General features: G+C 69.5%; 28 protein-coding genes. 13 read left to right on the plus strand and 15 right to left on the minus strand.

The features are described from left to right. Position 1 precedes the first annotated feature (1 nt). The 5 genes from ACFVV5_RS00795 (at position 2) to ACFVV5_RS00815 (ending at position 2,699) form a co-directional block, all read left to right on the plus strand. A complete protein-coding gene (locus ACFVV5_RS00795; RefSeq protein WP_387237452.1) occupies positions 2–841 on the plus strand; it encodes a hypothetical protein in 840 nt (279 codons plus the stop codon). Between the two features lie 4 nt (positions 842–845). Then, positions 846–1,082, plus strand: a complete 237-nt coding sequence (locus ACFVV5_RS00800) for a carbon storage regulator (protein WP_387237454.1) — start codon at positions 846–848, stop codon at positions 1,080–1,082. Between the two features lie 60 nt (positions 1,083–1,142). Further along, the gene (locus ACFVV5_RS00805; RefSeq protein ID WP_387237457.1) at positions 1,143–1,727 is read left to right on the plus strand and encodes a cysteine hydrolase family protein; all 585 of its coding nucleotides are present in this window, start codon (positions 1,143–1,145) and stop codon (positions 1,725–1,727) included. 74 nt (positions 1,728–1,801) lie between these two features. Next, positions 1,802–2,437 carry a TMEM175 family protein gene (locus ACFVV5_RS00810; protein ID WP_387237460.1) on the plus strand — a complete coding sequence of 212 codons (636 nt, stop codon included), beginning with the start codon at positions 1,802–1,804 and terminating at the stop codon, positions 2,435–2,437. Positions 2,438–2,489: 52 nt separating this feature from the next. Further along, positions 2,490–2,699, plus strand: coding sequence for a hypothetical protein (locus ACFVV5_RS00815; protein WP_387237463.1), 210 nt, complete (start codon positions 2,490–2,492; stop codon positions 2,697–2,699). 67 nt (positions 2,700–2,766) lie between these two features. Here ACFVV5_RS00815 and ACFVV5_RS00820 read toward each other — a convergent pair whose 3' ends face one another. Beyond that, positions 2,767–3,006 carry a hypothetical protein gene (locus ACFVV5_RS00820; protein WP_387237466.1) on the minus strand — a complete coding sequence of 80 codons (240 nt, stop codon included), beginning with the start codon at positions 3,004–3,006 and terminating at the stop codon, positions 2,767–2,769. A 222-nt stretch (positions 3,007–3,228) separates the two neighbouring features. Between ACFVV5_RS00820 and ACFVV5_RS00825 the strand changes: the two genes are divergently transcribed. From ACFVV5_RS00825 to ACFVV5_RS00840, 4 genes are all read left to right on the plus strand, one after another. Further along, a complete protein-coding gene (locus ACFVV5_RS00825) occupies positions 3,229–6,036 on the plus strand; it encodes a hypothetical protein (RefSeq protein WP_387237469.1) in 2,808 nt (935 codons plus the stop codon). Between the two features lie 71 nt (positions 6,037–6,107). Next, the gene (locus ACFVV5_RS00830; RefSeq protein WP_387237472.1) at positions 6,108–8,369 is read left to right on the plus strand and encodes a glycoside hydrolase family 3 C-terminal domain-containing protein; all 2,262 of its coding nucleotides are present in this window, start codon (positions 6,108–6,110) and stop codon (positions 8,367–8,369) included. 97 nt (positions 8,370–8,466) lie between these two features. Further along, positions 8,467–8,679, plus strand: a complete 213-nt coding sequence (locus ACFVV5_RS00835) for a hypothetical protein (protein ID WP_387237475.1) — start codon at positions 8,467–8,469, stop codon at positions 8,677–8,679. Positions 8,680–8,705: 26 nt separating this feature from the next. After that, entirely contained in the window at positions 8,706–8,987 is a 282-nt protein-coding gene (locus ACFVV5_RS00840; protein WP_387237478.1) for a hypothetical protein, read from the plus strand. A gap of 77 nt (positions 8,988–9,064) precedes the next feature. Here ACFVV5_RS00840 and ACFVV5_RS00845 read toward each other — a convergent pair whose 3' ends face one another. The 4 genes from ACFVV5_RS00845 to ACFVV5_RS00860 all read right to left on the minus strand — a co-directional run bounded on the left by ACFVV5_RS00845 (position 9,065) and on the right by ACFVV5_RS00860 (position 10,866). After that, entirely contained in the window at positions 9,065–9,265 is a 201-nt protein-coding gene (locus ACFVV5_RS00845; RefSeq protein ID WP_387237481.1) for a hypothetical protein, read from the minus strand. A 21-nt stretch (positions 9,266–9,286) separates the two neighbouring features. Beyond that, positions 9,287–9,634: a hypothetical protein gene (locus ACFVV5_RS00850; RefSeq protein WP_387237484.1), complete on the minus strand. Its 348-nt coding sequence runs from the start codon at positions 9,632–9,634 to the stop codon at positions 9,287–9,289. Continuing rightward, positions 9,631–9,930 carry a hypothetical protein gene (locus ACFVV5_RS00855; protein WP_387237487.1) on the minus strand — a complete coding sequence of 100 codons (300 nt, stop codon included), beginning with the start codon at positions 9,928–9,930 and terminating at the stop codon, positions 9,631–9,633. The genes ACFVV5_RS00850 and ACFVV5_RS00855 overlap by 4 nt, the downstream gene beginning before the upstream one ends. A 285-nt stretch (positions 9,931–10,215) precedes the next feature. Further along, a complete protein-coding gene (locus ACFVV5_RS00860) occupies positions 10,216–10,866 on the minus strand; it encodes an HAD family hydrolase (RefSeq protein WP_387237490.1) in 651 nt (216 codons plus the stop codon). A gap of 221 nt (positions 10,867–11,087) precedes the next feature. Here ACFVV5_RS00860 and ACFVV5_RS00865 point away from each other — a divergent pair, with 221 nt between their 5' ends. Further along, the gene (locus ACFVV5_RS00865) at positions 11,088–11,795 is read left to right on the plus strand and encodes a hypothetical protein (RefSeq protein WP_387237493.1); all 708 of its coding nucleotides are present in this window, start codon (positions 11,088–11,090) and stop codon (positions 11,793–11,795) included. Positions 11,796–11,820: 25 nt separating this feature from the next. On the opposite strand, the gene ACFVV5_RS00870 is transcribed toward ACFVV5_RS00865, so the two are convergent. The 4 genes from ACFVV5_RS00870 to ACFVV5_RS00885 all read right to left on the minus strand — a co-directional run bounded on the left by ACFVV5_RS00870 (position 11,821) and on the right by ACFVV5_RS00885 (position 15,140). Further along, positions 11,821–12,330: a GNAT family N-acetyltransferase gene (locus tag ACFVV5_RS00870; protein ID WP_387237496.1), complete on the minus strand. Its 510-nt coding sequence runs from the start codon at positions 12,328–12,330 to the stop codon at positions 11,821–11,823. A gap of 165 nt (positions 12,331–12,495) precedes the next feature. Further along, positions 12,496–12,675 (minus strand): hypothetical protein, encoded by a 180-nt coding sequence (locus ACFVV5_RS00875; protein ID WP_387237499.1) that lies wholly within the window; start codon positions 12,673–12,675, stop codon positions 12,496–12,498. A 363-nt stretch (positions 12,676–13,038) separates the two neighbouring features. Further along, the gene (locus ACFVV5_RS00880; protein ID WP_387237502.1) at positions 13,039–14,052 is read right to left on the minus strand and encodes a Gfo/Idh/MocA family protein; all 1,014 of its coding nucleotides are present in this window, start codon (positions 14,050–14,052) and stop codon (positions 13,039–13,041) included. Positions 14,053–14,135: 83 nt separating this feature from the next. Beyond that, positions 14,136–15,140 carry a Gfo/Idh/MocA family protein gene (locus ACFVV5_RS00885; protein ID WP_387237505.1) on the minus strand — a complete coding sequence of 335 codons (1,005 nt, stop codon included), beginning with the start codon at positions 15,138–15,140 and terminating at the stop codon, positions 14,136–14,138. A gap of 196 nt (positions 15,141–15,336) precedes the next feature. Here ACFVV5_RS00885 and ACFVV5_RS00890 point away from each other — a divergent pair, with 196 nt between their 5' ends. Both ACFVV5_RS00890 and ACFVV5_RS00895 read left to right on the plus strand, forming a co-directional pair. After that, positions 15,337–15,654: a hypothetical protein gene (locus ACFVV5_RS00890; protein ID WP_387237508.1), complete on the plus strand. Its 318-nt coding sequence runs from the start codon at positions 15,337–15,339 to the stop codon at positions 15,652–15,654. 54 nt (positions 15,655–15,708) lie between these two features. Beyond that, complete coding sequence (locus ACFVV5_RS00895; protein WP_387237511.1) at positions 15,709–16,056, plus strand: hypothetical protein; 348 nt, start codon at positions 15,709–15,711, stop codon at positions 16,054–16,056. Between the two features lie 35 nt (positions 16,057–16,091). On the opposite strand, the gene ACFVV5_RS00900 is transcribed toward ACFVV5_RS00895, so the two are convergent. The 3 genes from ACFVV5_RS00900 to ACFVV5_RS00910 all read right to left on the minus strand — a co-directional run bounded on the left by ACFVV5_RS00900 (position 16,092) and on the right by ACFVV5_RS00910 (position 17,887). Beyond that, positions 16,092–16,904, minus strand: a complete 813-nt coding sequence (locus ACFVV5_RS00900; RefSeq protein WP_387237514.1) for a hypothetical protein — start codon at positions 16,902–16,904, stop codon at positions 16,092–16,094. 100 nt (positions 16,905–17,004) lie between these two features. Next, positions 17,005–17,268 (minus strand): Rho termination factor N-terminal domain-containing protein, encoded by a 264-nt coding sequence (locus ACFVV5_RS00905; RefSeq protein ID WP_387237517.1) that lies wholly within the window; start codon positions 17,266–17,268, stop codon positions 17,005–17,007. Between the two features lie 52 nt (positions 17,269–17,320). Next, positions 17,321–17,887: a TetR/AcrR family transcriptional regulator gene (locus ACFVV5_RS00910; RefSeq protein ID WP_387237520.1), complete on the minus strand. Its 567-nt coding sequence runs from the start codon at positions 17,885–17,887 to the stop codon at positions 17,321–17,323. Positions 17,888–17,995: 108 nt separating this feature from the next. Between ACFVV5_RS00910 and ACFVV5_RS00915 the strand changes: the two genes are divergently transcribed. Beyond that, the gene (locus tag ACFVV5_RS00915; protein WP_387237523.1) at positions 17,996–18,430 is read left to right on the plus strand and encodes a 4-oxalocrotonate tautomerase family protein; all 435 of its coding nucleotides are present in this window, start codon (positions 17,996–17,998) and stop codon (positions 18,428–18,430) included. A gap of 56 nt (positions 18,431–18,486) precedes the next feature. On the opposite strand, the gene ACFVV5_RS00920 is transcribed toward ACFVV5_RS00915, so the two are convergent. The 3 genes from ACFVV5_RS00920 to ACFVV5_RS00930 form a co-directional block, all read right to left on the minus strand. Continuing rightward, positions 18,487–18,651: a hypothetical protein gene (locus ACFVV5_RS00920; RefSeq protein ID WP_387237526.1), complete on the minus strand. Its 165-nt coding sequence runs from the start codon at positions 18,649–18,651 to the stop codon at positions 18,487–18,489. 178 nt (positions 18,652–18,829) lie between these two features. Next, positions 18,830–19,537, minus strand: coding sequence for a hypothetical protein (locus ACFVV5_RS00925; RefSeq protein ID WP_387237529.1), 708 nt, complete (start codon positions 19,535–19,537; stop codon positions 18,830–18,832). A gap of 68 nt (positions 19,538–19,605) precedes the next feature. Next, entirely contained in the window at positions 19,606–21,126 is a 1,521-nt protein-coding gene (locus ACFVV5_RS00930; protein WP_387237532.1) for an FAD-dependent oxidoreductase, read from the minus strand.

Here is a 21,126-nt window from a genome sequence, read left to right on the forward strand (position 1 = left end):
GGTGAAGGCGGCCGACGCGGCTGAGGCGGAGTTCGCCGCGGATGCTGTGCCGCCGATCGGGAGCCTTGCGTCGTTGGCCGCGGAACTGGTCGACGACGACCTCGTGCTTCCGGCCGTGTCGACGTCGGGGTCCGCGTTCCAGGCGATCCTCGACGACCTCGTGCGGACCGTCGGCGACGATGAGCTCGCCGCGTCGGTCGCATCCGCGGGTGCCAGGATCCAGGCGGAGACGAAGGGTCCTGACACGCCGTCTCGCTCTTCCGCCGACGGCAGGACGGGACCCCTCGTTGCGGCGGAGGGCGCCCGCGCGACCGGCGCGGCAGCGGCACGGCCGCCGGCTCTCCTGCGCGGCCGGGGCGACCTGACACTGGTGATCGGCCTGGGCGCCGATGCGCTTGGGGCGGCACGAGCGCTCGCCGAGGCGATCGGCGACGCCGAGGTCCGGCCTGGCGGATGCTCGCGCGCGCCCGCAGCGCGCGTGGACGACCGGCGTGGCGCGCTGCGGGCCCGGGCAGACGGGGTGCGACGGGAACGTGCGGTCGTGGCCGCCTTCGGGATGACGCGCGGCTCCGGCGAGGTGGCCGAACTGGCCGAGGCGCTCGCGGGGATCGCGCCGGATCAGGTGTGGGCAGCGGTCGACGCCTCGCGCAAGGCCGAGGACACCGCCGCCTGGGTGCGGGCGGTCGACGGAGTGCTGGCTGTGGACGCCCTCGTCGTCACCGGCTCGCAGCTGACCGCCACCCCCGGCTCGGTGCGTGAGCTCGGCATCCCGATCGGCTGGCTCGACGGTGCGATGCTCGGCGCCGGACCGGCTGGGACCGCGCCCGTCGGGATAGGCTGAGCAAATGCTGGTATTGACGCGGAAGCCCGGGGAGCGCGTGCTCATCGGCGACGACATCGTCGTGACGATCCTGGATTCGCGGGGAGACGGCATCCGGATCGGCATCGATGCTCCGCGCGGCGTGCGGATCCAGCGGGACGAGGTCATCCGTGCCATCACCGAGGCGAATCAGGAGGCCACCGAGGCGGCCGCGACCGCCGAGGACCCCGAGGCGCTGATCAAGAAGTCGCTCGGCCTCTGAGCCGCCGCGCCCACCCACCCGGCCGCGAAAACTCCTGAGTTCAGGAGGTAGTTTATGTATGTGAACGATTTTCGTCCCCTGAACCCCGCCACCACCGCGCTGCTCCTGATGGACCTGCAGCCGAGCATCGTCGCGATGCACCCCGACTCCGACGCCTTCCTCGCCGCACTCGCCCGCGTGCGCGAGGCCGCCCGAGCCGCCGGCCTCACCATCGGATACGTGCGCGTCGCGCTCACCGAGGAGGATGCCGCCCGCGTCTCGCCCAACAACCTCAGCTTCTTCTCCGCGGCAGAGACCGGCAGGTTGAGCGACGCCGACCCGGCGACCCAGGTCGACCCGCGCATCCGGCCCGCCGACGGAGAGATCGTCGTGCGCAAGTCCCGCGTCGGTGCGTTCAGCACCACCGACCTTCGCGAACAGCTCGCGGCCCGCGGCATCGACACGATCGTCCTGACCGGCATCGCGACCAGCGGCGTCGTGCTCTCGACGGTGCGCGACGCGGCCGACCGTGATTTCCGTGTGATCGTGCTGAGCGACGGCGTGTTCGACCGCGACCCGGAGGTGCACCGCGTGCTCACCGAGAAGCTGTTCCCGCGCCAGGCCGAGGTGGTCACGATGGACGAGTTCGTCACAGCCCTGGCCTAGTCGCCATCCCGCCACGCCCCGCCGCGGCGTGCCCCGCCGCCGTCGGCGCGGCACCCGACCGGCAGAATGACGGTATGCGGGCGATCACTACGGAGCGCGGCCTCGACCGGCTGGTGAACTTCTCCGACGCGGCGGTGGCGATCGCGATCACACTGCTGGTCCTTCCGCTCGTCGACATCGCCGGCGAGATCGACGACCTCAGTGTGGGGGAGCTCGTCGCGGCGCATTGGGGCGCCGTCCTCGGCTTCGCGCTCTCGTTCATCGTGATCGGCCGGTTCTGGACGATCCACCACCGCGTCTTCGAGTGGGTGGACAGCTACTCCCGTCCGCTGCTCTGGACGAATCTCGCCTGGCTCGCGTCGATCGCCTTCATCCCGTTCACGACGAACGTGCTCTCCAACGCGCCGAACGGCCGCGCGGACGTGTACGCGCTGTACGTCGGGACCATGGTGGTCACGACGGCCGCGATGCTGCTGATGGAGGTGATCCTCCAGCGGAACCCCCAGCTCGTCCGCGAGGATTCGCGCGACGAGATCGATCTGCTGCGGGCATCCACACCCTTGATCATCCTGGTGCTCTGTCTCGTCCTCGTGGTCGTGCTGCCGAGCATCGGGATGTGGTGGTTGCTGCTGCTGCTGCTCAGCGGCCCGCTCCACTCGGCGCTCGCGCGGGTCGTCCGTAGGCGTCCCGGAGCGCGCGGCAGGGGTTAACAGACAGCGCCCGGAGGGCTACCGTCCGAGGCTCAGGCAGTCAGGAGAACAGATGAATCCCAAATTCCTCGTCATCCTCGTGGTCGCGGCCATCGCGTATGTGCTCGGCGCGCGCGCGGGTCGCGAGCGCTACGACCAGATCTCGAAGGCCGTGACCTCGTTCTGGAACGACCCCACCGTCAAGAGGGCGCGGTCGGAGGCGAAGAAGGAAGCAGACAAAGCTCGCAAGGCAATGGACAAGAAGGCCAAGCTGCTTCGCTGAGCAGGCTGCCGCCGGGCCGTCGTCGACCTCGAGAAGCCCACGGCGCCCTGGCGACCCGCGACCGGCCTCAGGGGCGGCGGGGTTCCGTCTCGGTGTAGTCGCCCGGCTCCTCTTCGGTCGAGACCTCCTGCACTTCGTCGGAGTCGACGTAACTTCCTTCGGTGTCCGGCTCCGGACCGGCGAATTCGGCCGATTCGGTGTACTGACCGTGAACGGTCCGCACTTCGGGACCCTCGTCGTTCGACTCGGTGTACGTGCCCTCGAGGTCCTCCCGATCGTCGCCGGTCCGCTCATCGAATGCGCTCATTGTGGCTCCTTCCGCCGACGCGTCCGCAGACCGCGTTCGTCATCGGCACGCTCTCGTGAGGCCGACTCTACGCCCGCGACAGCACTGCGGCTAGACGGGGTCGCGCACGTTCGTGCAGATGCCCGGCGTGCAGATCGAGCATCCCGGGGTAGACCGGACTGTGGACGCGGAAACCTCCACGGGAGTAGTGTTCGCGCGTCGGCCAACGATCGGGTGGGCACCATGGACGCAGAGCAGCAGACGGGCACGCACCACATCCTCGAGCTGAGGATCCACGGCATCAAGAACACCCCGCCGTCCGAGATGCTCGGCGTCGACAAGGCGGACCTGCGGCAGTACCAGGGCGACGCCGACGGCGGCTTCTGGATCGCGACGCGTGTCCCCGAGCCCGACCCCGACGATCCGGCGCCCGACCCGGTCATCCCGCCCCCGGATGTTCGCCGGGAGGCGTACTCGTGGGGTGCCCTGGCTCGCTACGGCGGGGGCGCCCTCGTGATCATCGGCCAGTTCTTCGTGCAACTCGCCTGGCTCCTCCTCCTCCCGTTCGGGCTGGCCAACTCGGCGTACTGGACGCGGCACATCCCGAACCAGCGCAGCGGCGGAGAGTGGGAGGGCGGTGTGGGCGCCTCCTCGTCGCGGGTGTTCGCACTCGGTCTGACCCTGCTCTACGTGTGCGCTCTCGGTTCGGTGAGCCTCGACCTGATCGGCACGCAATGTCTCGGCGGCGGAGCGTGTCCGGCCCTGCCGTCGGGCATCGCCGACTTCTTCGGCACCGAGTTCATGGCGCAGCGCGGTCGCCGGCTGGCGCTCCTGTCGCTCGTGCCGCTCGCCGGTGTGGTCGTGCTCTACCTCGTCTCGCACAACGCCCGGATGCGCTACGAGGCCGGCATCTTCGACACCGTCCGCAAGATGCGCAAGGCCGACAGGGGAGGCGCTGAGAAGAAGCGCCGGCCTCTCAGCGTCGAAGGGTTCTGGCAGCAGACCAGGGTCGGCTCGCCGACGGAGTGGCTGCACCTCGCAGCGGCCTTCTTCCTGGTCGTCCTCCTCCTCGCCTGGGACCGCGTGTTCGCCGGCTTTCACGGGTGCGGCCAGCTGCAGAGCTTCTGGGCGAGTGGATGCGCGGGGCGGTTGATCGACCCCCGGCAGGGAACCTGGTACTTCGGCCTGGCGGGTGTGATCGCGGTCGCCGGGCTCGTGTGGGTGGTCGCCTGGATCGTGCTCGTCTCGGACACGGTCAACCGCAGCGGGAAGGACACCGTCGACTTCCTGCGCAACGCCCAGCACCGCCGCGAGCTGATCGCCGGGGTGACGTTCGCCGTGGCCGTGCTGCTCTTCGTGCTCATCGGGGTCGCCCTCTTCACGAACGGCGACTACGCCCCTTCGGTCGACTCCCCGTTCCTCGGCCTGGTCACCGCGCCGTCGATCATCCTGGGCGCCCTCGTGGCCATCTGCCTGTCGGCGTTCGGGTGGCGGCGAGGGGTGCCGCACCTCGTCTCGATCTCGCTGATGGCCGTCGCGGGGATCACCTTCCTGATCGGCGTCTCCATGAACGCGTCGAGCTCCGAGGGTCATGCGAGCCCGTGGCAGTGGCTCTTCTACGGGATCGCCGCCGCGTGCGTGCTCGCGCAGTTCGTGTTCGTCGCTGTCACGCCGCGCATCCAGGGTCGTCGCACGCATTTCCGCACCGAGGGTTGGGCGGGGACCGGCCCGGGGGTGTGGATGCTCCTCGCACTCGGCGGCGCCATGATCCTCTCCACGCTGCTGGTGCTGGGAGTGCAGAGCTGGCTGGGCAGCGGGACCCCGGCGTGCGGATGCGCGGCGCCGGCCGGCAACCCCCTGGTCGCCCCGATCGCCTACCGCAACTTCGGCGACGTCCTGCCGCTGATCGCCCTGGTGCTCATCCTGATCGTCGCAGTGGCGGTGGTGCTCCGGATGTTCTGGGTTCCGAAGCTGACCACACCGGTCACGACGGGCGGCGCGCGCCCGCTGCTCGAGCCGGTCTCGAATTACGTCGACGGCCGGATCGAGCGGGGCGTCACCGCCGACCGGCTCGCTCAGAAGATCTTGCGGGCGCGACGGTTCGCGGCTCTGTTCCACCGGGGCGAGCCCGTTCTCGGAATCCTCGCTGTGCTGCTCGCCATCGGGTTCGTGGTGGTGCTCGCCGTGTCGGGCACGACGTTCTTCGCGTGGATCGACGGCTTCGCAGGGCCGGTGCTCGGCCTGGTCGCGGTGGGTGCTGTGGTGGCGATCGCCGAGAACGCTGCGACCTCGAAGGAGCGCCCGATCGGTGTGATGTGGGACCTGATGTGCTTCCTTCCGCGAGCCGGGCATCCGTTCGGCCCGCCCTGCTACGCCGAGCGCGTAGTGCCGGAGCTGCGCGACCGGGTCGTCGACTGGCTGACGCATGACGAGGTGCCGCCCTCGGTGCTGACGCCGGCCCACCAGCTGGAGTGGAAGGAGGACGCCGAACTGCGCGCCCTGGGCGAGGAGCGCCCTTTCACGGTGATCCTCAGCGCGCACAGCCTCGGGGCGGTGCTGGCGGTCGCCTGCCTGTTCACGTTGCGTCCGGACACCGACCGGGGGCTCCGCAACGTCGGACTGCTGACCTACGGCACGCAATTGCGTGTCTACTTCGGGCGCTTCTTCCCCGAGCTGTTCGGTCCGGGCCCGCTGGGCACGCCGACCCAGTTCACTCCGTCGCTGCGGCGCGCCGATCCCTGGTACACCCAGGTCATCGCCGACCACGGGGACCTCGACGAGCCCGGCCCGGACGACGAGGACACCGACGATCCCACTCTCATCCAGCTGCTCACCCAGCCCGACGGCGAGGTCGCCTGGTTCAACCTGTGGCGGCGCACCGACTACCTGGGCTTCCCGGTCTTCAGCCACAAACCCAACCCGATCGACAGGGGCGCCGACGAGTTCGGACCGCCGCGCTATCTCGTCAAAGTCGCGACGCATCCGAACTACCAGGCGACGCCGCAGTATGTCGCGAACCTGGAGCGGATGATCGACCTGCTGAAGGGCTGAGTGCGCGGGGCAACTCAAAACCGAGTGTTGTATGGTATTCACACATTTGTGGACCGTATCGAAGGAGAATCATGGTCGACCGTCTGCCGCGCGCCGCCGCGCTGAGCACCGAAGAGAAGGCCGCGCTCACCAGCGGCAAAAGTTTCTGGGAATCGGAGGGCGTCGACCGGGTGGGCATCCCGTCGATCTACCTCACCGACGGCCCGCACGGCGTGCGCAAGCAGCGCGAAGGCGGCGACCACCTCGGCATCGGAGACAGCGTTCCCGCAACGTGCTTCCCGCCGGCTGTCGCCCTCGGATCGTCGTGGGATGCCGAACTGCTCGAACGCGTCGGGCGGGCGCTCGGCGAGGAGGCCAAGACGGAGGACGTCGGCGTGCTCCTCGGGCCGGGCATCAACATCAAGCGCTCGCCCCTCTGCGGCCGCAACTTCGAGTACCTGTCCGAGGACCCCATCCTGAGCGGTCGGCTCGGCGCGGCCCTCGTGAACGGCCTGCAGTCGCAGGGCGTCGGCGCCTCGCTCAAGCATTTCGCCGCCAACAACCAGGAGACCGACCGGATGCGCGTCAGCGCGGACATCGACGAGCGCCCGCTCCGCGAGCTCTACCTGCGCGGCTTCCAGCACGTCGTCGAGCACGCGCAGCCGTGGACCGTCATGTGCTCGTACAACCGCATCAACGGCGTCTACGCCAGCGAGAACCCGTGGCTGCTCACGAGCGTGCTCCGAGACGAGTGGGGCTTCGACGGCGTCGTCGTCTCCGACTGGGGCGCGGTGAACAAGCGCGTCGCGGCGCTCGTCGCCGGACTCGACCTCGAGATGCCGTCGAGCAACGGCGTCACGGATGCACAGCTGGTCGCCGCGGTCGCCGACGGGACCCTCTCCGAGTCCGTGCTCGACACGGCCGCCGACCGCATCATCGATCTCGTCCAGAAGGTCGTCGACCAGCAGGACGCGAGCGCCGACTACGACCGCGACGCCCACCACGCGCTCGCCCGTGAGGTGGCCGGACGCAGCGTCGTGCTGCTCAAGAACGACGGCGTGCTCCCGCTGCGGCCCGCCGCCGGCCGGACCATCGCGGTGATCGGCGAGTTCGCCCGCACGCCGCGCTACCAGGGAGCCGGTAGCTCCGAGATCGTGCCGACGAAGCTCGACAACGCGCTCGACGAGATCCGCGCGCTGGCGGGGGACGCGACGGTGACCTTCACGGCCGGCTACCCGTCGGGCGAGGCGTCCGACGACGCCGCGGCGCTCACGGCAGAAGCCGCCGCTGCAGCGCGAACGGCCGACGACGTGCTGGTCTTCCTCGGCCTCCCCGCCGAAGACGAGTCGGAAGGCTTCGACCGCGAGCACCTCGAATTGCCGACCGCCCAGACCGAGCTGCTGGAGGCAGTGCTCGCCGAGAGCGATCGCGTCACCGTCGTCCTCTCCAACGGCGGCGTCGTGCGCGTCTCCGGCTGGGCCGACCGCGCCGAGGCGATCGTCGAAGGCTGGCTGCTCGGCCAGGCCGGCGGCGGTGCCGTCGCAGACGTGCTGTTCGGAGTGGTCAACCCGTCCGGACGCCTCGCGGAGAGCATCCCGTTGCGTCTCGAGGACACCCCCGCGTTCCTCAACTTCCCTGGCGAAGCCGGTCACGTGCGATACGGCGAGGGGCTGTTCGTCGGCTACCGGGACTACGACGCGCGCGACGCCGCGGTCAGCTTCCCGTTCGGCCACTGCCTGTCGTACACGACGTTCGACTTCTCCGGCCTGTCGGTCTCGGGCTCGGATGCGGGCATCGACGTTAGCCTGACCGTCGCCAACACCGGCGACCGCGACGGGCGCGAGGTCGTGCAGGTCTATCTGTCGGTTCCGGGTTCGTCGGTCTCCCGTCCGGTGCGCGAGCTCAAGGGCTTCGCGAACGTGGCCGTCGCGGCAGGCGCCTCCGAGACGGTGACGATCCGCATCCCGAACGAGGACCTCGCCTACTACGACATCGCCCAGTCGAAGTGGATCGTCGAGGGCGGCGAATACGAAGTGACTGTCGGCGCCTCCTCCCGCGACCTCCGCGGAAACGCGACCGTGTCGCTCGCCGGCGATGCGGGCATCCCGTTGCTCTCCGCAGAGTCGACGATCGGCGAATGGCTGAAGCACCCGATCGGCGGTCAGATCCTGGCCGGTGCGCTCGCCCAGGCGGGTGACGCGGGCATCGCCGGGATGCTCGCCGACCCGGCGCTCATGCGTATGGCCGAATCCATGCCGCTCAACCGGGTGGCTGCCTTCCCGGGCAGCCCGGTGACGAGCGACCAGATCGACCAGCTCGTGGCCGCGGCCAACGGAGCGGCCGTTCCGGCCTAGCGGCGCGCTGCGGTGCTGCGGCGCTGAGCGCGTACGCCGCTGCTCGACGAACGTGAACCCCCTTGTGAAAGCGAGGGGGTTCGCGTTGGTTGGGCGTATGAGCGATCCAACGACACCGGATGAACCGGCTAACGACTTCGACGAGACCAACGGCCTTGTCGAAGGCCTCGACGGAGATGACGGCGGAGCCGTCGACCCCGACGCCGACAAGGGCGTCTTCGGCAAGATCTTCGGCGACCTTGTCGACCCCGATCAGGGCTCGAACGACGACGACGGAGAGACCTCGTACAGCGAAGAGGGTCGGCCCTAGCGGGCGGCCACGGAAGAGGAGCGCCGATGTCAGACGTCAACGGACTGCCGAGCGCCGACAGTGAGGGGGTTCCAGCCGAGGACCGGCCCGAACGCTTCGAGCAGAATGCGCAGGCACAGGATGCTCAAGCGTCCGAGCCCGCCGAGACCGAGCCCGGCCAGGGCTCAACCACCCCCGAGGGCGCCGAGGACGTGACAGACGCGTCCACGACCGGCAGCGAATCGGCCGAACCGCCGCCCGCCGACTTCGACCCGGCGCAACAGCCCTCCAACCCCGACCTCGTCAAGAACACCGAGCCGCCGGATTGATCCCCTCTCCGGCGCGACCCCACCCTGCCATCCCGGGGTGGGGTCGTTCTTCGTCTGGGCACGCACAGCGCGCGACGTCACGGATGCGGGGCGCGTGAGGCGAGCATCCAGCCCGCGTCGGTCGCGAGCCCGGCAGCGCAGAGCGCGACGCCGGTGACGAGGACCGCGTTTCCGCTCCCGGTGTGCGGAAGCACCAGACCGGCGATGAAGGTGAGCGCGCCGACGTTCAGGAGTAGTGCGGATGCCCACCCCAGTGCCGTCCTCAGCGTCGGTCTCACGCTCCGTATCGTAGCTGCCGCCTACTCCTTGTCGATGAGCTCGAGCAGATTCTTCGCCGCCGTGGCGATGTCGTCGTGGTTGTTCTGCGCCGCCCGGCTCTCCGCTGCGATCACGCCGCTGCGGTGCACCTTCGTGAAATCGCCGTAGGGGAACGAGTAGCGGCCTTTCGTGTCCTCGTTCATGTCGTCGTCGACGCCGAGGAACCACTCACCGTAGGCACCGTAGCCGTGCTCGTCGATGAAGGCGTTCTCGTCGTCGGTGCTGGGCGCGTGCTCGCTCCAGTCGTCGTTCCCGGCGCGCACGACCTTCCCCTGCTCGGCGAGTCTCCGGGCGTGGCTGAGACCCTTGCGATTGAGCTTGACCGTCACGACTCGCCCTGGTTGCCGGTCGTCGCGGGCGACGGTTCGAGCGCCTCGTTGATCAGGGAGGCGACGAGCATCTTCCAGTCGGAGCCCTCATGGAGCGTCTCAGTGAAGCCGGGCGGAATCGCGCCGAAGACGGGTTCGTGCTCCTCGCCCTCCGGGGACACGCGCACCAGTTTTCCGAGCTCGGCATGGGAGTCGTCGAGCACCGCCCACAGGCCGGGCCCCTGTTTCTCCACGTGGAAGATGCGCTCCCGATACGGGAAACGCACGCTGGACATTTCGAGTTCGCTGGCGGACATTGCTGACCCCTCTCGTCGGATGCCTCAGGGAGCATCCAACGCCCCCTGGGCGCTCGGCGCAAGGGTTTCAGGCGTCGAGGCCGCTCGCGAGCAGGTCGCGAGGCGCTTCGCGAGGCGCTTCGTGAGGCGCTTCGTGAGGCGTTCCATCTATCCACAGGCCGGGCGGCTCCGCGGGGCGTGACTTGTGGCAAATTGTCGTTCTGGGGCCATTTAAGCGCCTCATAACGACAATTTGCCACAACTCACGGGCCCAGGAGGGCGAGAGGGCGGGCGAGGGGCGCCGCGTCAGAGCACGTCGTCGAGGTGCGCGAGCAGGTCGGCGGGGTCGTCGAACAGGATCGATGCGCCGGCGTCGAGCAGCTCGGCCGGGCCGACGCCGCCGGAGAGCACGCCGATCGAGCGGATGTGCGCCCGCGCCGCCGCCGTGAGATCCCACACCGAGTCCCCGACCATCACCGCGTCCGACGGTCCGACCCCCGCCCGGTCGAGTGCGACCTCCAGGATGCCCGGGTCGGGCTTGGCCTGCTCGACGTCGTCGGCGTTGGTCGTGGCCGTGAGTGCATCCGGAGCCCCGATGGCGTCGAGGAGCAGTTCGAGCTCGTCCCCGGGAGCCGACGTGGCCAGCACCACCCGGATGCCGCGGCCGTCGATCGCGCGCAGCAGCACGGCCGCGCGATCGAACGCGCGCAGTCGCGGCGCGAGCTCGCGGTAGTAGCGCGAGTGGAGGTCTGCGGCCCGAGCGACCCAGTCGTCGTCGTGCTCTCCGGCGACGGAGCGGATGAGCCGCTCCGAGTCCTGGCCGATCGCTCGGTGGATGCGCCAGGCGTCGGCGGGCGAGCCGAGTTCGGCGAAGGCGCGCTGCCACGCGTCGACGTGCAGATAGTTGGAGTCGACCAGGGTCCCGTCGACATCGAACAGAACGGCGGAAACGGTCATCCCCCATCTGTACCCGCGCCCCGCGCAGACTCAACCCCTAGCCGCGCCGGGTAGGACTCCCACGCCGGGATCCGCCGCGCCCAGATCCCCCCAGCTCCCGGTGCACCCAGCGATCGAGTCCGGGAAGAATCCGGGCCGGGAACGGACCTGGGTCGAGCAACGGACGGCCAGGCGGCGAGGGCGACCCGGGTCGGGGGAGCCTGCGCGGTATGGTCACGAGCATGAGCAAGAACGAGGTCGGCGACGACAAGCGCGCGAGGAATGTCGCCCCGGAGCACCGGTGGCCGGCCGTCATCGCGACCCTGATCGCCCTCGCCGCCTACGCCGTGCTGCCGAGTGCCGTTCCGCTCGTCGAGCGCTACGTCGTCGTCGGCGTCTGCCTGCTCATGCTCATCGTGCTGATCATCTACAACCCGCACCACCTGACCAGGGAGTCTCGGTGGTCGCGGCGGGCTGAGATCGCGCTCTCCGTCCTGATCCTGGCTGCGAACCAGGTCGCGTTCGTCGAGACGATCGTGCGCCTGCTCAACAAGCACGGCAACGGATCCGAGCTGCTGCTCGCCTCGCTTCAGGTGTGGGCGACCAATGTCATCGCCTTCGCGCTCGTCTTCTGGGTGCTCGACCGGGGCGGACCGGTCTCGCGGGTGAAGGTCGCCCGCCACGAGCTCCCGCTGGCCGATTTCCGCTTTCCGCAGGACGAAGACCACGACGCGATCGACGAAGTGGCCCGCGGCTCGAGTCGCCAGCTGGACTGGGTCCCCAACTACATCGACTACTTCTACTTCTCGCTGGCCAACTCGATGGCGTTCAGCGCGACCGACACGATGCCTCTGACCCATCGGGCGAAGCTGCTGATGGCGCTCGAGTCGTTCTCCGGCTTCGTGCTGCTCGCCCTCGTGATCGCGCGCGCCGTCTCCCTCATCGGCTGAAGGCCTCGCCGCGACCGGGAGCGCACTACCCGCGCCGCCGCCAGTTCGTGAGCGGACGCCCGTCGACGTGCGTTCCCGCGTCGACGCGTTCGAACCCTGCGCGCCGGGCGACGTTCTCGCTCGCTGCATTGCCGTCGAGTGTGCTGAGCCAGATGTCCCGCTCGCCGTTGGCGTTCAGCCACGAGACCAGCGCGCCGACAGCGCCCGTGACCAGTCCCCGCCCGCGCGCCTCCGGTTTCAGTGCGTAGAAGACCTCGAAACCGTGCCTGCCCCGACCGATGCCCGCCGTGCCGAGCGCCGTCCCACGCTCGTCGATGACATACCGGATGCCCATCCCGGTCGCCGCGAGTTGCAGGTTGAGGTCGGCGCGCATCTTGGCCCGCTCCTCGTCGAGGTCCGCCGGATACATCGTCCACAACGGCACGTCGGGGACCCTCGAGAGGTCGTACTCGACGATCCAGTCGCCGAGCTCCAGGGTGCGGAGGACGACTCCCGGATGCTCGCCCAGCTCGATGCGCCACGGGAACGGCTCCATCCCACGAGCGTATCGGCGCCGGCGCCCGCCCGTCTGCTCGTTACTCCGGAGAAGCCGACCGCCAGGCGTCGCCTTCTTCGGAGTTACTGCACCAAGTGCGGCCTGGCGCTCAAATTCTCCGGAGTTACTGCGTCGAGCGCGGTGTGGCGCCCGAGTTCTCCGGAGTTACTGCACCGGCCCGCGAGGCGGGCGGCTCTCGAGCCAGCGCTGATGGCCGCGAAGGGCGTGCAGCACTGCCAACCGGATGACCAGGTACAGGATGCCCGCGCAGATCGCCAGGATCAACAGATAGACGAAGACGATGAGGAAAGGGTAGAACGACGGGATCAGCGGGTTCGAGACCATGCCGTGAGCCTACTGAGCGCCGGGCCGCGCTGACCAGCGGTCCGGCGCGGACCGGCGTCCCGCCGCACACCGGCGTCCCGCCGCACACCGGCGTCCCGCCGCACACCGGCGTCCCACTGCACACCGCCGTCCCACCGCACACCGTCGTCCCACCGCACACCGTCGTCCCACCGCACGCCGCCGCACACCGCCGCCGCACCCCGCCGCCGCACGGCGACGACGGCGGGCGACCGCTAACGACGCCCGCGGGCGGCCAGCGCGAAGGATCCGCGCAGGCGAGCCACGCGAACGATCCGCGGCAACGACTCGGACAGACGACCCCGCAGAATTCGCACGCACAACAAGCGCCCCCCTCCGGTTGCTCTACCGCACGCGGTCGAGCGCCGGCACCTCCGCGATCGCTCGTGTGCGCACCGACTCGTAGGCGCCCAGGATGATGCCGAGCACCTCGATGCCCTCCTCCTGCGTGTGCAGCGGGCGGGTGCCGTCCTGGATCGACCGGGCGAAGTGCGCGATCTCCTCGCCGAACTGGTCGACCTCGTCGAGTTCGAGGACCACCGGCTCCTGGCCGCGCACGTGGTAGCTCAGCGTGGTTCCGTCGCTGGTGAGCGAGCCGAGTTCGCCGACCGCCGAGAAGCGCTCGGTGCTGTCGGCGGCCTCGTAGGCCCAACTGGTGACGATCGTGCCGATCACGCCGTTGTCGAAGCGCACGAGCACGGTCGCCGAGTCTTCGCCCTCCATGAAGGTGAGGCGGTGGGTGGCGAGCATGGCCGTGACCTCCACCGGCGAGCCGCCCGCGAGGTGCAGCAGCAGGTAGGTGGGGTGGTAGCCGGTGTCGATCAGCTCGCCGCCGCCGCTCGTCTTCGCGTGGGCGCGCCACCCCATGTTCTCGGGGTCGAAGTCGTTGAAGAAGCTGTCGGTGGTACGCACCTCGTAGACCCGGCCGAGCGTTCCGGCGTCGATCAGCTCCTTCGCCTTGGCGACGGCGGGGAGGAACAGCTGGTTGTGCGCGCACATGAGCGTCACGCCGGCCGACTCCACGGCCGCCGAGACCTCGCGGGCTTCGTCGAGGGTGAGACACAGCGGCTTCTCGCACAGGATGTGCTTGCCCGCGCGGGCGGCAGCGACGATCGCATCCTTGTGCAGGTGGTGCGGCAGGCAGATGTCGACGGCGTCGATGTCGGCTTCGGCGAGCATCCGGTTGTAGTCGGCGAAGAGGGCGGCTCCGGTGTCGGCGGCGCGCGCCTCGGCGCTCTCGCGAACCGGGTCGGCGACGGCGGCGAGGGTGACGAGTCCGGGGTTGAGGGCGTAGCCGGCGACGTGGGCTCCGGCGATGCCGCCGGCGCCGATGAGTCCGATGCGGACGGGGGTGGTCATGATGATGAATCTCCTGATTCGATGCGGAGAGAAGGAAGAGGAAGAAGAGGAAGAGGAAGAACGATAGGGGAGCGGCGGCGCGCCTAGACGGCGACGGACGGCGCCAGGGCGACCGTCATACTGCTCGCGGCCGACTCGTTGGCCGCGACGACCATCCGGGTGAGCTCGACGGCGGTCCGCAGGTTCTCGTCGGCCGTCGTGCCGTCGTGGATGTGCTGCACCCACTGGTCGAACGCCATCGGCGCCCGCCCGGGCAGCTCGAGCTCCTGCCAGTCGTCGCCGTAGGCTCCGCCCTTGGCCAGCATCCGGTCGCCGCCGAACCCGAAGATCAGTGCGGCTTCGGTGCCGAGCAGCTCGATCGTGAACGTGCCGGGCGTCGTCACGACGCTCGCTTCGAACACCCCGAGCCGGCCGCCGGGGAACTCCGCCGTGACCACCGCGTTGTCGTCGACCTGCCGTCCCGTCACGTGACCGTACGAAGCCGTGATGCTGATCGGCTCGGCACGATGGAACAGCCGCGTCAGGTAGGCCGGATGGCAGCCGAGGTCGGTGAGCGCGCCGCCGATCGCCTCATCCGGATGCCCGAAGCGGTCGGGCAGCCAGCCCGCCACCCAGCCGTCGTGCGCCAGCCGCACACGCGTGTATGTCAGCTCGCCGAGTGTTCCGTCGTCGAGGACGCGCTCGATGGCCTGCGTGTAGTCGTCGTAGAGCCGGGGGAGCGAGACGACGAGTGCGACACCCGCCTCGGCGGCGGCGGCGACGATGTCTTCGGCCTCGTGCACCGTGGGGGCGAGCACCTTCTCGGTGAAGATGTGCTTGCCGGCGCGTGCGGCCTTGAGCATCACCTCGTGGTGCTGGTCGGTGCTCGTCGTGATGGTGACACCGTCGAGTTCGGGTCGGGCGAGCAGTTCGTCGAGGTCGGGGACGAACTCCACGCCGAACTCGTCGGCGGCCGCCCGGCCGCGCTCCTCGTCGTCGTCCCAGACGGCGACGAGGGTGGTGTCGGGGTGTTCTTGCGCTGATCTCGCGTAGTCGCCGGCGTGTACGTGCCAGAAACCGATCGCGGCGACCGTGAGGGGATGGGGCATGCCGTAGGGCCTCCTTGCCTGGTTTGCGCGCGAACGGAACAAGCCTAACGACTACCGAGCTGGGGTGGGCAACTTTTGCCAGTTTCCCGACCGAAGTCGCTCCGGATGCTCCAGCGCGCTTACCGCGACGCGCATATCTTGTCAATCCCTCGCGCGCGACGGGTGCAGAATGCGTTCGTAAGGCACACTTCTAACCATGGGAAAACTCGTGTATGGCGCAGGTCAGGAATATGACCTGGACGACCGCGTGCTGAGCCATATCAAGCTCGCGATCGTCGCCAAGCTCCGCCGTCACGAGAGCTTTCTGCTCAACTGGGATGTGCCGGTCGAGCAAGGTTCTGGTCGCGTCTCGTTGTGGATCAGCCGCGAAGTGCCGTTGGCCTTCCAATTCAGTGGCAGCAGGCCGCCTGCTGTGAATCCGGTCTGGCTGGAGGCTCTGATGCATACGTCGCAGCGCACCGGCGGGATGGTCGTGATGAGCGAAGACGATGCGGATATGCACCTGCCCGCTTAGGGCTCGCCGAGCGGGCGAGACGCGGCGGGCGAATGCGAGAACGAGGATGAGGGCATGGGCACTCTGATCTACGGAGCGGGTTCGAGGTACGAGTTCGACGACAGGCTGCTGTCGCATCTCAAGATCGCGATCACCACCAAGCTCCGGATGCACGAAGCGTTCCTGGTCAGCTGGGCGCAGCCGGTCGAGCAGGGCTCCGGCCGCGTGAGCCTGTGGTTCTCGCCCGCGATCCCGGTGCAGTACCTCTTCGATGCCACGAAGCCCCCGATGCTGAATCGCGTCTGGCTGGACGCGATGCTGCTCTCGGCCACCAGCCCTCGCGGGCTGATCATACTGCCCGAGGAGGACGCCGAGTCGTTCCTCCGGCAGGCCGCCGTGCACGCGCCCGAGCAGGCGAACTGACCCGAGCACGGGCCGGGCGATTGCGGCACAGGGCGCTACTTCGTCGCGCGCAGTGCCTTCTCCGCGTCGCGCACGGCCGACTGCGCCTGGGTTATGCGGCGTCGCAGCTCCCGTTCGGCTGCTCGCGACTCGGCGAGCTCGTCCTGGGTGCGCTCCAGCCGCCGGGCGAGGGCGTCGCGCTCCGACTCGAGATCGCTGCGCCGATCGACCTCCACGTCGAGCTCGTCGTCGAGGGTTGAGGCGGCCTCGCGGGCGCGCTCGAGCGTCTTCTCGGCCGACCGGATGCGGCGCTCGCGTTCCCGGCGCTCGCTCGCCGACTCCGCCGGCTCGGCACGCTTCGATGACGTGGTGGTGCGGGCCGCCCGGGGCGCCTCGATGTCGACGGGGAGCGCCACGGCGTCGGCGACGTCCACCTGGTCGACCCCCGTCGACTCGAGGGCCCGGACGAGCATTCCGCTTCGCACGGCTGCGGCTGCCGCCGGGTCGATCACCGCGGCCTGCAGCGTCTCCTCGATCTCACGGAGCACGCCGGCGCTGGCCCCGCCGACGCTCCGCGACGCCGACTGCAGCAGACGCTGCCGCTCCCCGGTGACAGCCCGGATCTCGTCCCGGTCGCGGGCGGCGAACGCGTCGCGCATCCGGTCGCCCACGTCGAGGATCGACTCGATCAGCTCGGGTTGTGTGCGAACCAGCGTATTGATCGCCGCCGCCGAGGCGGACGGCTTGCGCAGAGCCCGGATGTCTTTGGCGAGCGCTTTGTCGGCCCCCGCCGCCGCTGCGTTGCGCGACGCGGTGAATTCGGCCGGCGCGACGCCGTACAACTCCTCGGCGACCTCTCGCAGTCCCATGTCGCGAGTGTACGACGACGGGGCGGGATCGTCAGGGGATGCGGGTAGTGCTTGCAGGTCAGTGCTCGCAGGTCAGTGCTCGCAGGTCAGTGCTTGCGGGTCAGTGGTTGCGCAGCGCGCTGATCAGCTGCGACTTGTTCTTCTTCGAGTAGCCGGTGAGGCCGAGCTCTTTGGCGCGCTTCTTGAGGTCGGGCACCGTCCAGTCGTCGTAGGAACCGGACTCGCCGCCCGCGCGGCCTACCGCTGAGCGCCCGCGCGCGGCGGCGGCGTTGGAGATCCGTGCGGACTTCTCTTTCGAGTTGCCCTCGCCGCGGAGCTCCTCGTAGAGCTTCTGGTCTTTGAGCTGAGGTTCGCGTTGTGGCATCGTCGTCTCCTTCCGTTGCGCAGCGCACGGTACCAGCGCGCGAGCGGATGCGCTACGGGGTCGCGATCGTTGCGCGAAGCTGCTGCAGGAGGGTGTCCGCGACGAGGTCGAAGGTCGTCAGGTCCCCGCTCGCGCGGCTCAGGATGACCGCCCCTTCGCTCGCCGCCAGCAACAGGGTGGCGAAGCGATCGCCGTCCTCGACGGATAGGCCTCCACGGGCCAGCAGGAGGGACAGGTGCTCCCGCCAGGTCCGGAAGGCCGTGGCGGCGTGCATCCGGAGCTCCTCGGAGTCGGTGTCGACGGTCACGGCGACGAGCGCGCATCCGGCCTCGAATCCGGAGCGGGTGAGCAGCAGGCGCCAGGTGTCGAGGAAGAGTTCGGCGACCTCGTCTGCGGGCCGGCCGGCCCGCTGGTCGAGCACGGTGACGGCGTTCGTCGCGGAGCGGTCCACGGCCGCAGCGATCAATTCGTCTTTGCCGCCGGGGAAATGGTGGTAGATCGAGCCGCGTGGCGCGCCGGTGAGCTCGATCACCTCGGAGAACGAGGTGCCGGCGAGACCGCGCGTCGCGAGCAGCCGGATGGCGCCCTCCACCATCTTGGTGCGCACGTCGTTCGCCACGAGATCTCCTTCGGCTCTTGACTATGACAGTCGTCATAATCTAGGTTCTATGCAACCCATCATAATTTCTACCGATGGGCGGTGAGTGCGAGCAGTGAGGAGCATCCCATGCCCATGATCGACGTCTACGCCGCCGCCGACCTCTTCCCGGCCGAGGCCGATGAAGAACTCGGCCACGAGCTCACGCACGCGGTGCTGCGTGCTGAGGGGGTCGCCCAGCCGAGGCCGTTCCACCTCGACAACACGGCCGCGTTCATCCACCGCCTGCCGGCGAGTGCCATCTCGACGGCGAACACGCCCTCGGCGCGAACCGTGCGGGTGCAGGTCATCACGCCGCCCGGATCGCTGAACCGGGAAGGGCAGCGACAGCTCGTGCGCGAGGCGACCGAGATCGTGGCGCGGGTCTCCGGCGACGAGAGTCAGGCGGCGCGCACCTGGGTGATCCTCCAGGAGGCCGCGGAAGGCGGCTGGGGCCTGGCCGGCACGGCCTTCGGCGTCGAGGAGTTCACCTCGCTCGCGCGCGGCGGCGTGCCAGCCCCGTGAGACGGCGAAACCCCCGGATGCTCGTGCATCCGGGGGCTCGACGTTGCTGTCGGTCGTCAGACCGAGCGTCGCCCGCTGATCATGCGAACCAGCCACACGATGACTGCGAGCACCAGGAGGATGATTCCTACCCAGAGCAGCCAGTTGAGGGCTGAGACGAACCCGCCCGTGAACAGCAGCACGATCGCGACGATCGCGATGACGATGAGCAGAATGTTCATTGCCGATACCTGCTTTCTCTTTGATGGCCGCTCGTGGGGAGAGCGACCGAGAGAGACGGTAGGCCCAGCCGATCGGAAGGTCGAGACCCTTGACGACGCCGGGCGCCTGTGGTTATGAGCGGAAACGCCAGAGCTCGGGCCCACGGGACCCGAGCTCCGGTGAACAGCGTGCGCGGACTCAGGCGCGCGGTGCCTTCGAGGCCTTGACGGCGGCGAAGTAGGCCGAGGCCGGCTTCAGCCAGATCAGGACGGTCGCGACGATCACCAGGATGACCTGGATCAGTCCTGCGAAGTAGCCGGCGAAGACGTTCAGCAGCGAGATCGCGCTCACCACGGTCAGCGCGATGCGGGCCCAGTTGGCGCCCCGGCGCATGAACACCGAGAACACCACGAAGACGGCCACCCAGAAGATCATGGTGATGATCGCCCAGGTGATGCCGAAGCCGATCGCTGCGTCGACGAACGTCTTGGGGTCGACGTTGTTGTTCGAGTTCGAGTTGTTGAGCGAGCTGAGGAGCGAGTCGCGGGAGTTGCTCACGACGATCACCGTGATGATGCTGCTGATCACGCTGAACACGGCGGCACCGATGTAGAGCCAGAAGGCCGTGTTGACCTGGCTCGGCGGCACGGTGGACGAGACCACGGGGGCGGTCGACGCGGCCGGTGCGGCGGCGTACGCCGGGTAGGCCGGAGCGCCGGCGGCTGCCGGAGGTGCGGGCGGTGCCGGAGGCGCGGGCGGGGCGGGCGGGGCCGGCGGAAGGTCGGAGGAAGGGGTGACCGGCGGCTGCGGGGCCGCGGGGGGAACGGACCCGGCGGCGTCGGGGGCCGGCACGGCTCCGTCAGCCGCGGGCTGATCCGGCTTGTTGTCGTCGTTGGGAATAGTCATGCCGCGACCTTACTGCCGGACAGACGCTTCTGCCTACCCTCACACGCTGGTTTCGGGCATCCGGTATTTCAGTGGTCGGGGTGATCGGCGTCGTTGTCGGCGGGCGGAAGGGGGTGGGTGGTCGGCCCCTCGAGGACGGAGCCGTCCGCCGCGTACCGCGAGCCGTGCAGAGGGCAGTCCCACGACAGCTCGGCATCGTTCCAGCGCACCACGCCGCCGAGGTGCGTGCACACGGCCGACAGGGCGCACGTGCGGCCGTCGACGGTCGAGACCGCGACCGGGCGGAGTCCGCGACGGCCGACCACGCCGGTGCCCTCGGCAGGGGGAGGCGTGTGCGCGCCGATGGCCGGTCCGGACAGCTCCGCGGCGGTCCAATTGGTGACGATCTCCTTGCCCACCGCCGCGTTGAAGCCGACACCGGTGGCGAGGTCGATCGGATGCGTGACCCGGTGGTGGATCACCCGGGCCCACTCGGGCTCCTCGGTGTCCGTGAGGGTGGCGGTGAGGCTGATCGCGGCGGCCACCGCGTTCGTCAGGCCCCACTTGTTGTAGCCGGTCGCGAGGAAGAGCCGCCCGCGCCCGCGGGGCAGCCACCCCACGAACGGCACCAGGCCGGCCGCGCGGTAGTCCTGCGCCGCCCACCAGTGGGTGCGTCGAGCGCCGGGGAAGACCGTCTCCGCCCACCTGGTGAGGTCGGCGACCAGCTCGGCCGGCGAGTCCGCACGCCCGGCCGGATGCCCGTTGCCGCCGACGAGCAGCAGTTCACGGCCATCCGGAGTCGGCGCCGTGCGCAGCGAACGCGTGGGCGCATCCGCGGAGAGGTACATCCCGCGCGGGATCGCGCCGGGGACCGCGAACGCCGTGAGGTAGGAGCGCAGCGGCTCGAGCTTGGCGAAGTAGAGGCCGCGGTCGAGGATCGGCGTCCCGGTGGCGAGCACCACCTTTCCCGCGAGGGTGCGGCCCGAGGTACTCGTGATCACCGCCGGATCGGAGGCGGACACATCCGTCACGCGCTCGCCCTCGACGATCACGCCGCCGAGCTCGCGCAGATCGGCGGCCAGCGCTCGCAGGATCTCGACCGGGTCGGCCTGCGCCTGGTCGGGCAGGCGGAGCATCCCCGTGACCGGGAACGGCAGCTCGCCCGCGTCCTCGCTGATCCGCAGCCCCGCGATCCGCGCCGCCTCCAGCTCCGCGTCGAGCGTGTCGGCGCCGTCTGCGGTCGACGAATACGTGAAGGCGTCGCGCTTCTCGTACGGGACGCCCCGCTGCTGCAGGTAATCGAGGAGCCAGCCCTGACCGGCCGCGTTGCCGTCCACATACGCGCAGAGGACGCGGTCGGTGGTGTGCCGCTTGAGCTGGGAGAGCACGGTTCCCTGCAGCAGGCTGATCTTCCCCGTCGTGTTGCCGGTGGTGACGGCGCCGACGGTGCGCGCTTCGATGACCGCTACGTGCATCCGGTGCCGTGCCAGCATGAGCGCCGTGGTCAGGCCGGTGATCCCGGCGCCGATGACCGCCACGTCGTAGTGGGCGTCCGGCTCGAATGTGTCGGTGGGGATGGGGTCGGCCCGGTCGAGCCAGAGCGAAGTCAT

Origin of the sequence: Leifsonia sp. NPDC058248, assembly GCF_042881905.1 — a bacterium.
Taxonomy (GTDB): Bacteria; Actinomycetota; Actinomycetes; order Actinomycetales; family Microbacteriaceae; genus Leifsonia.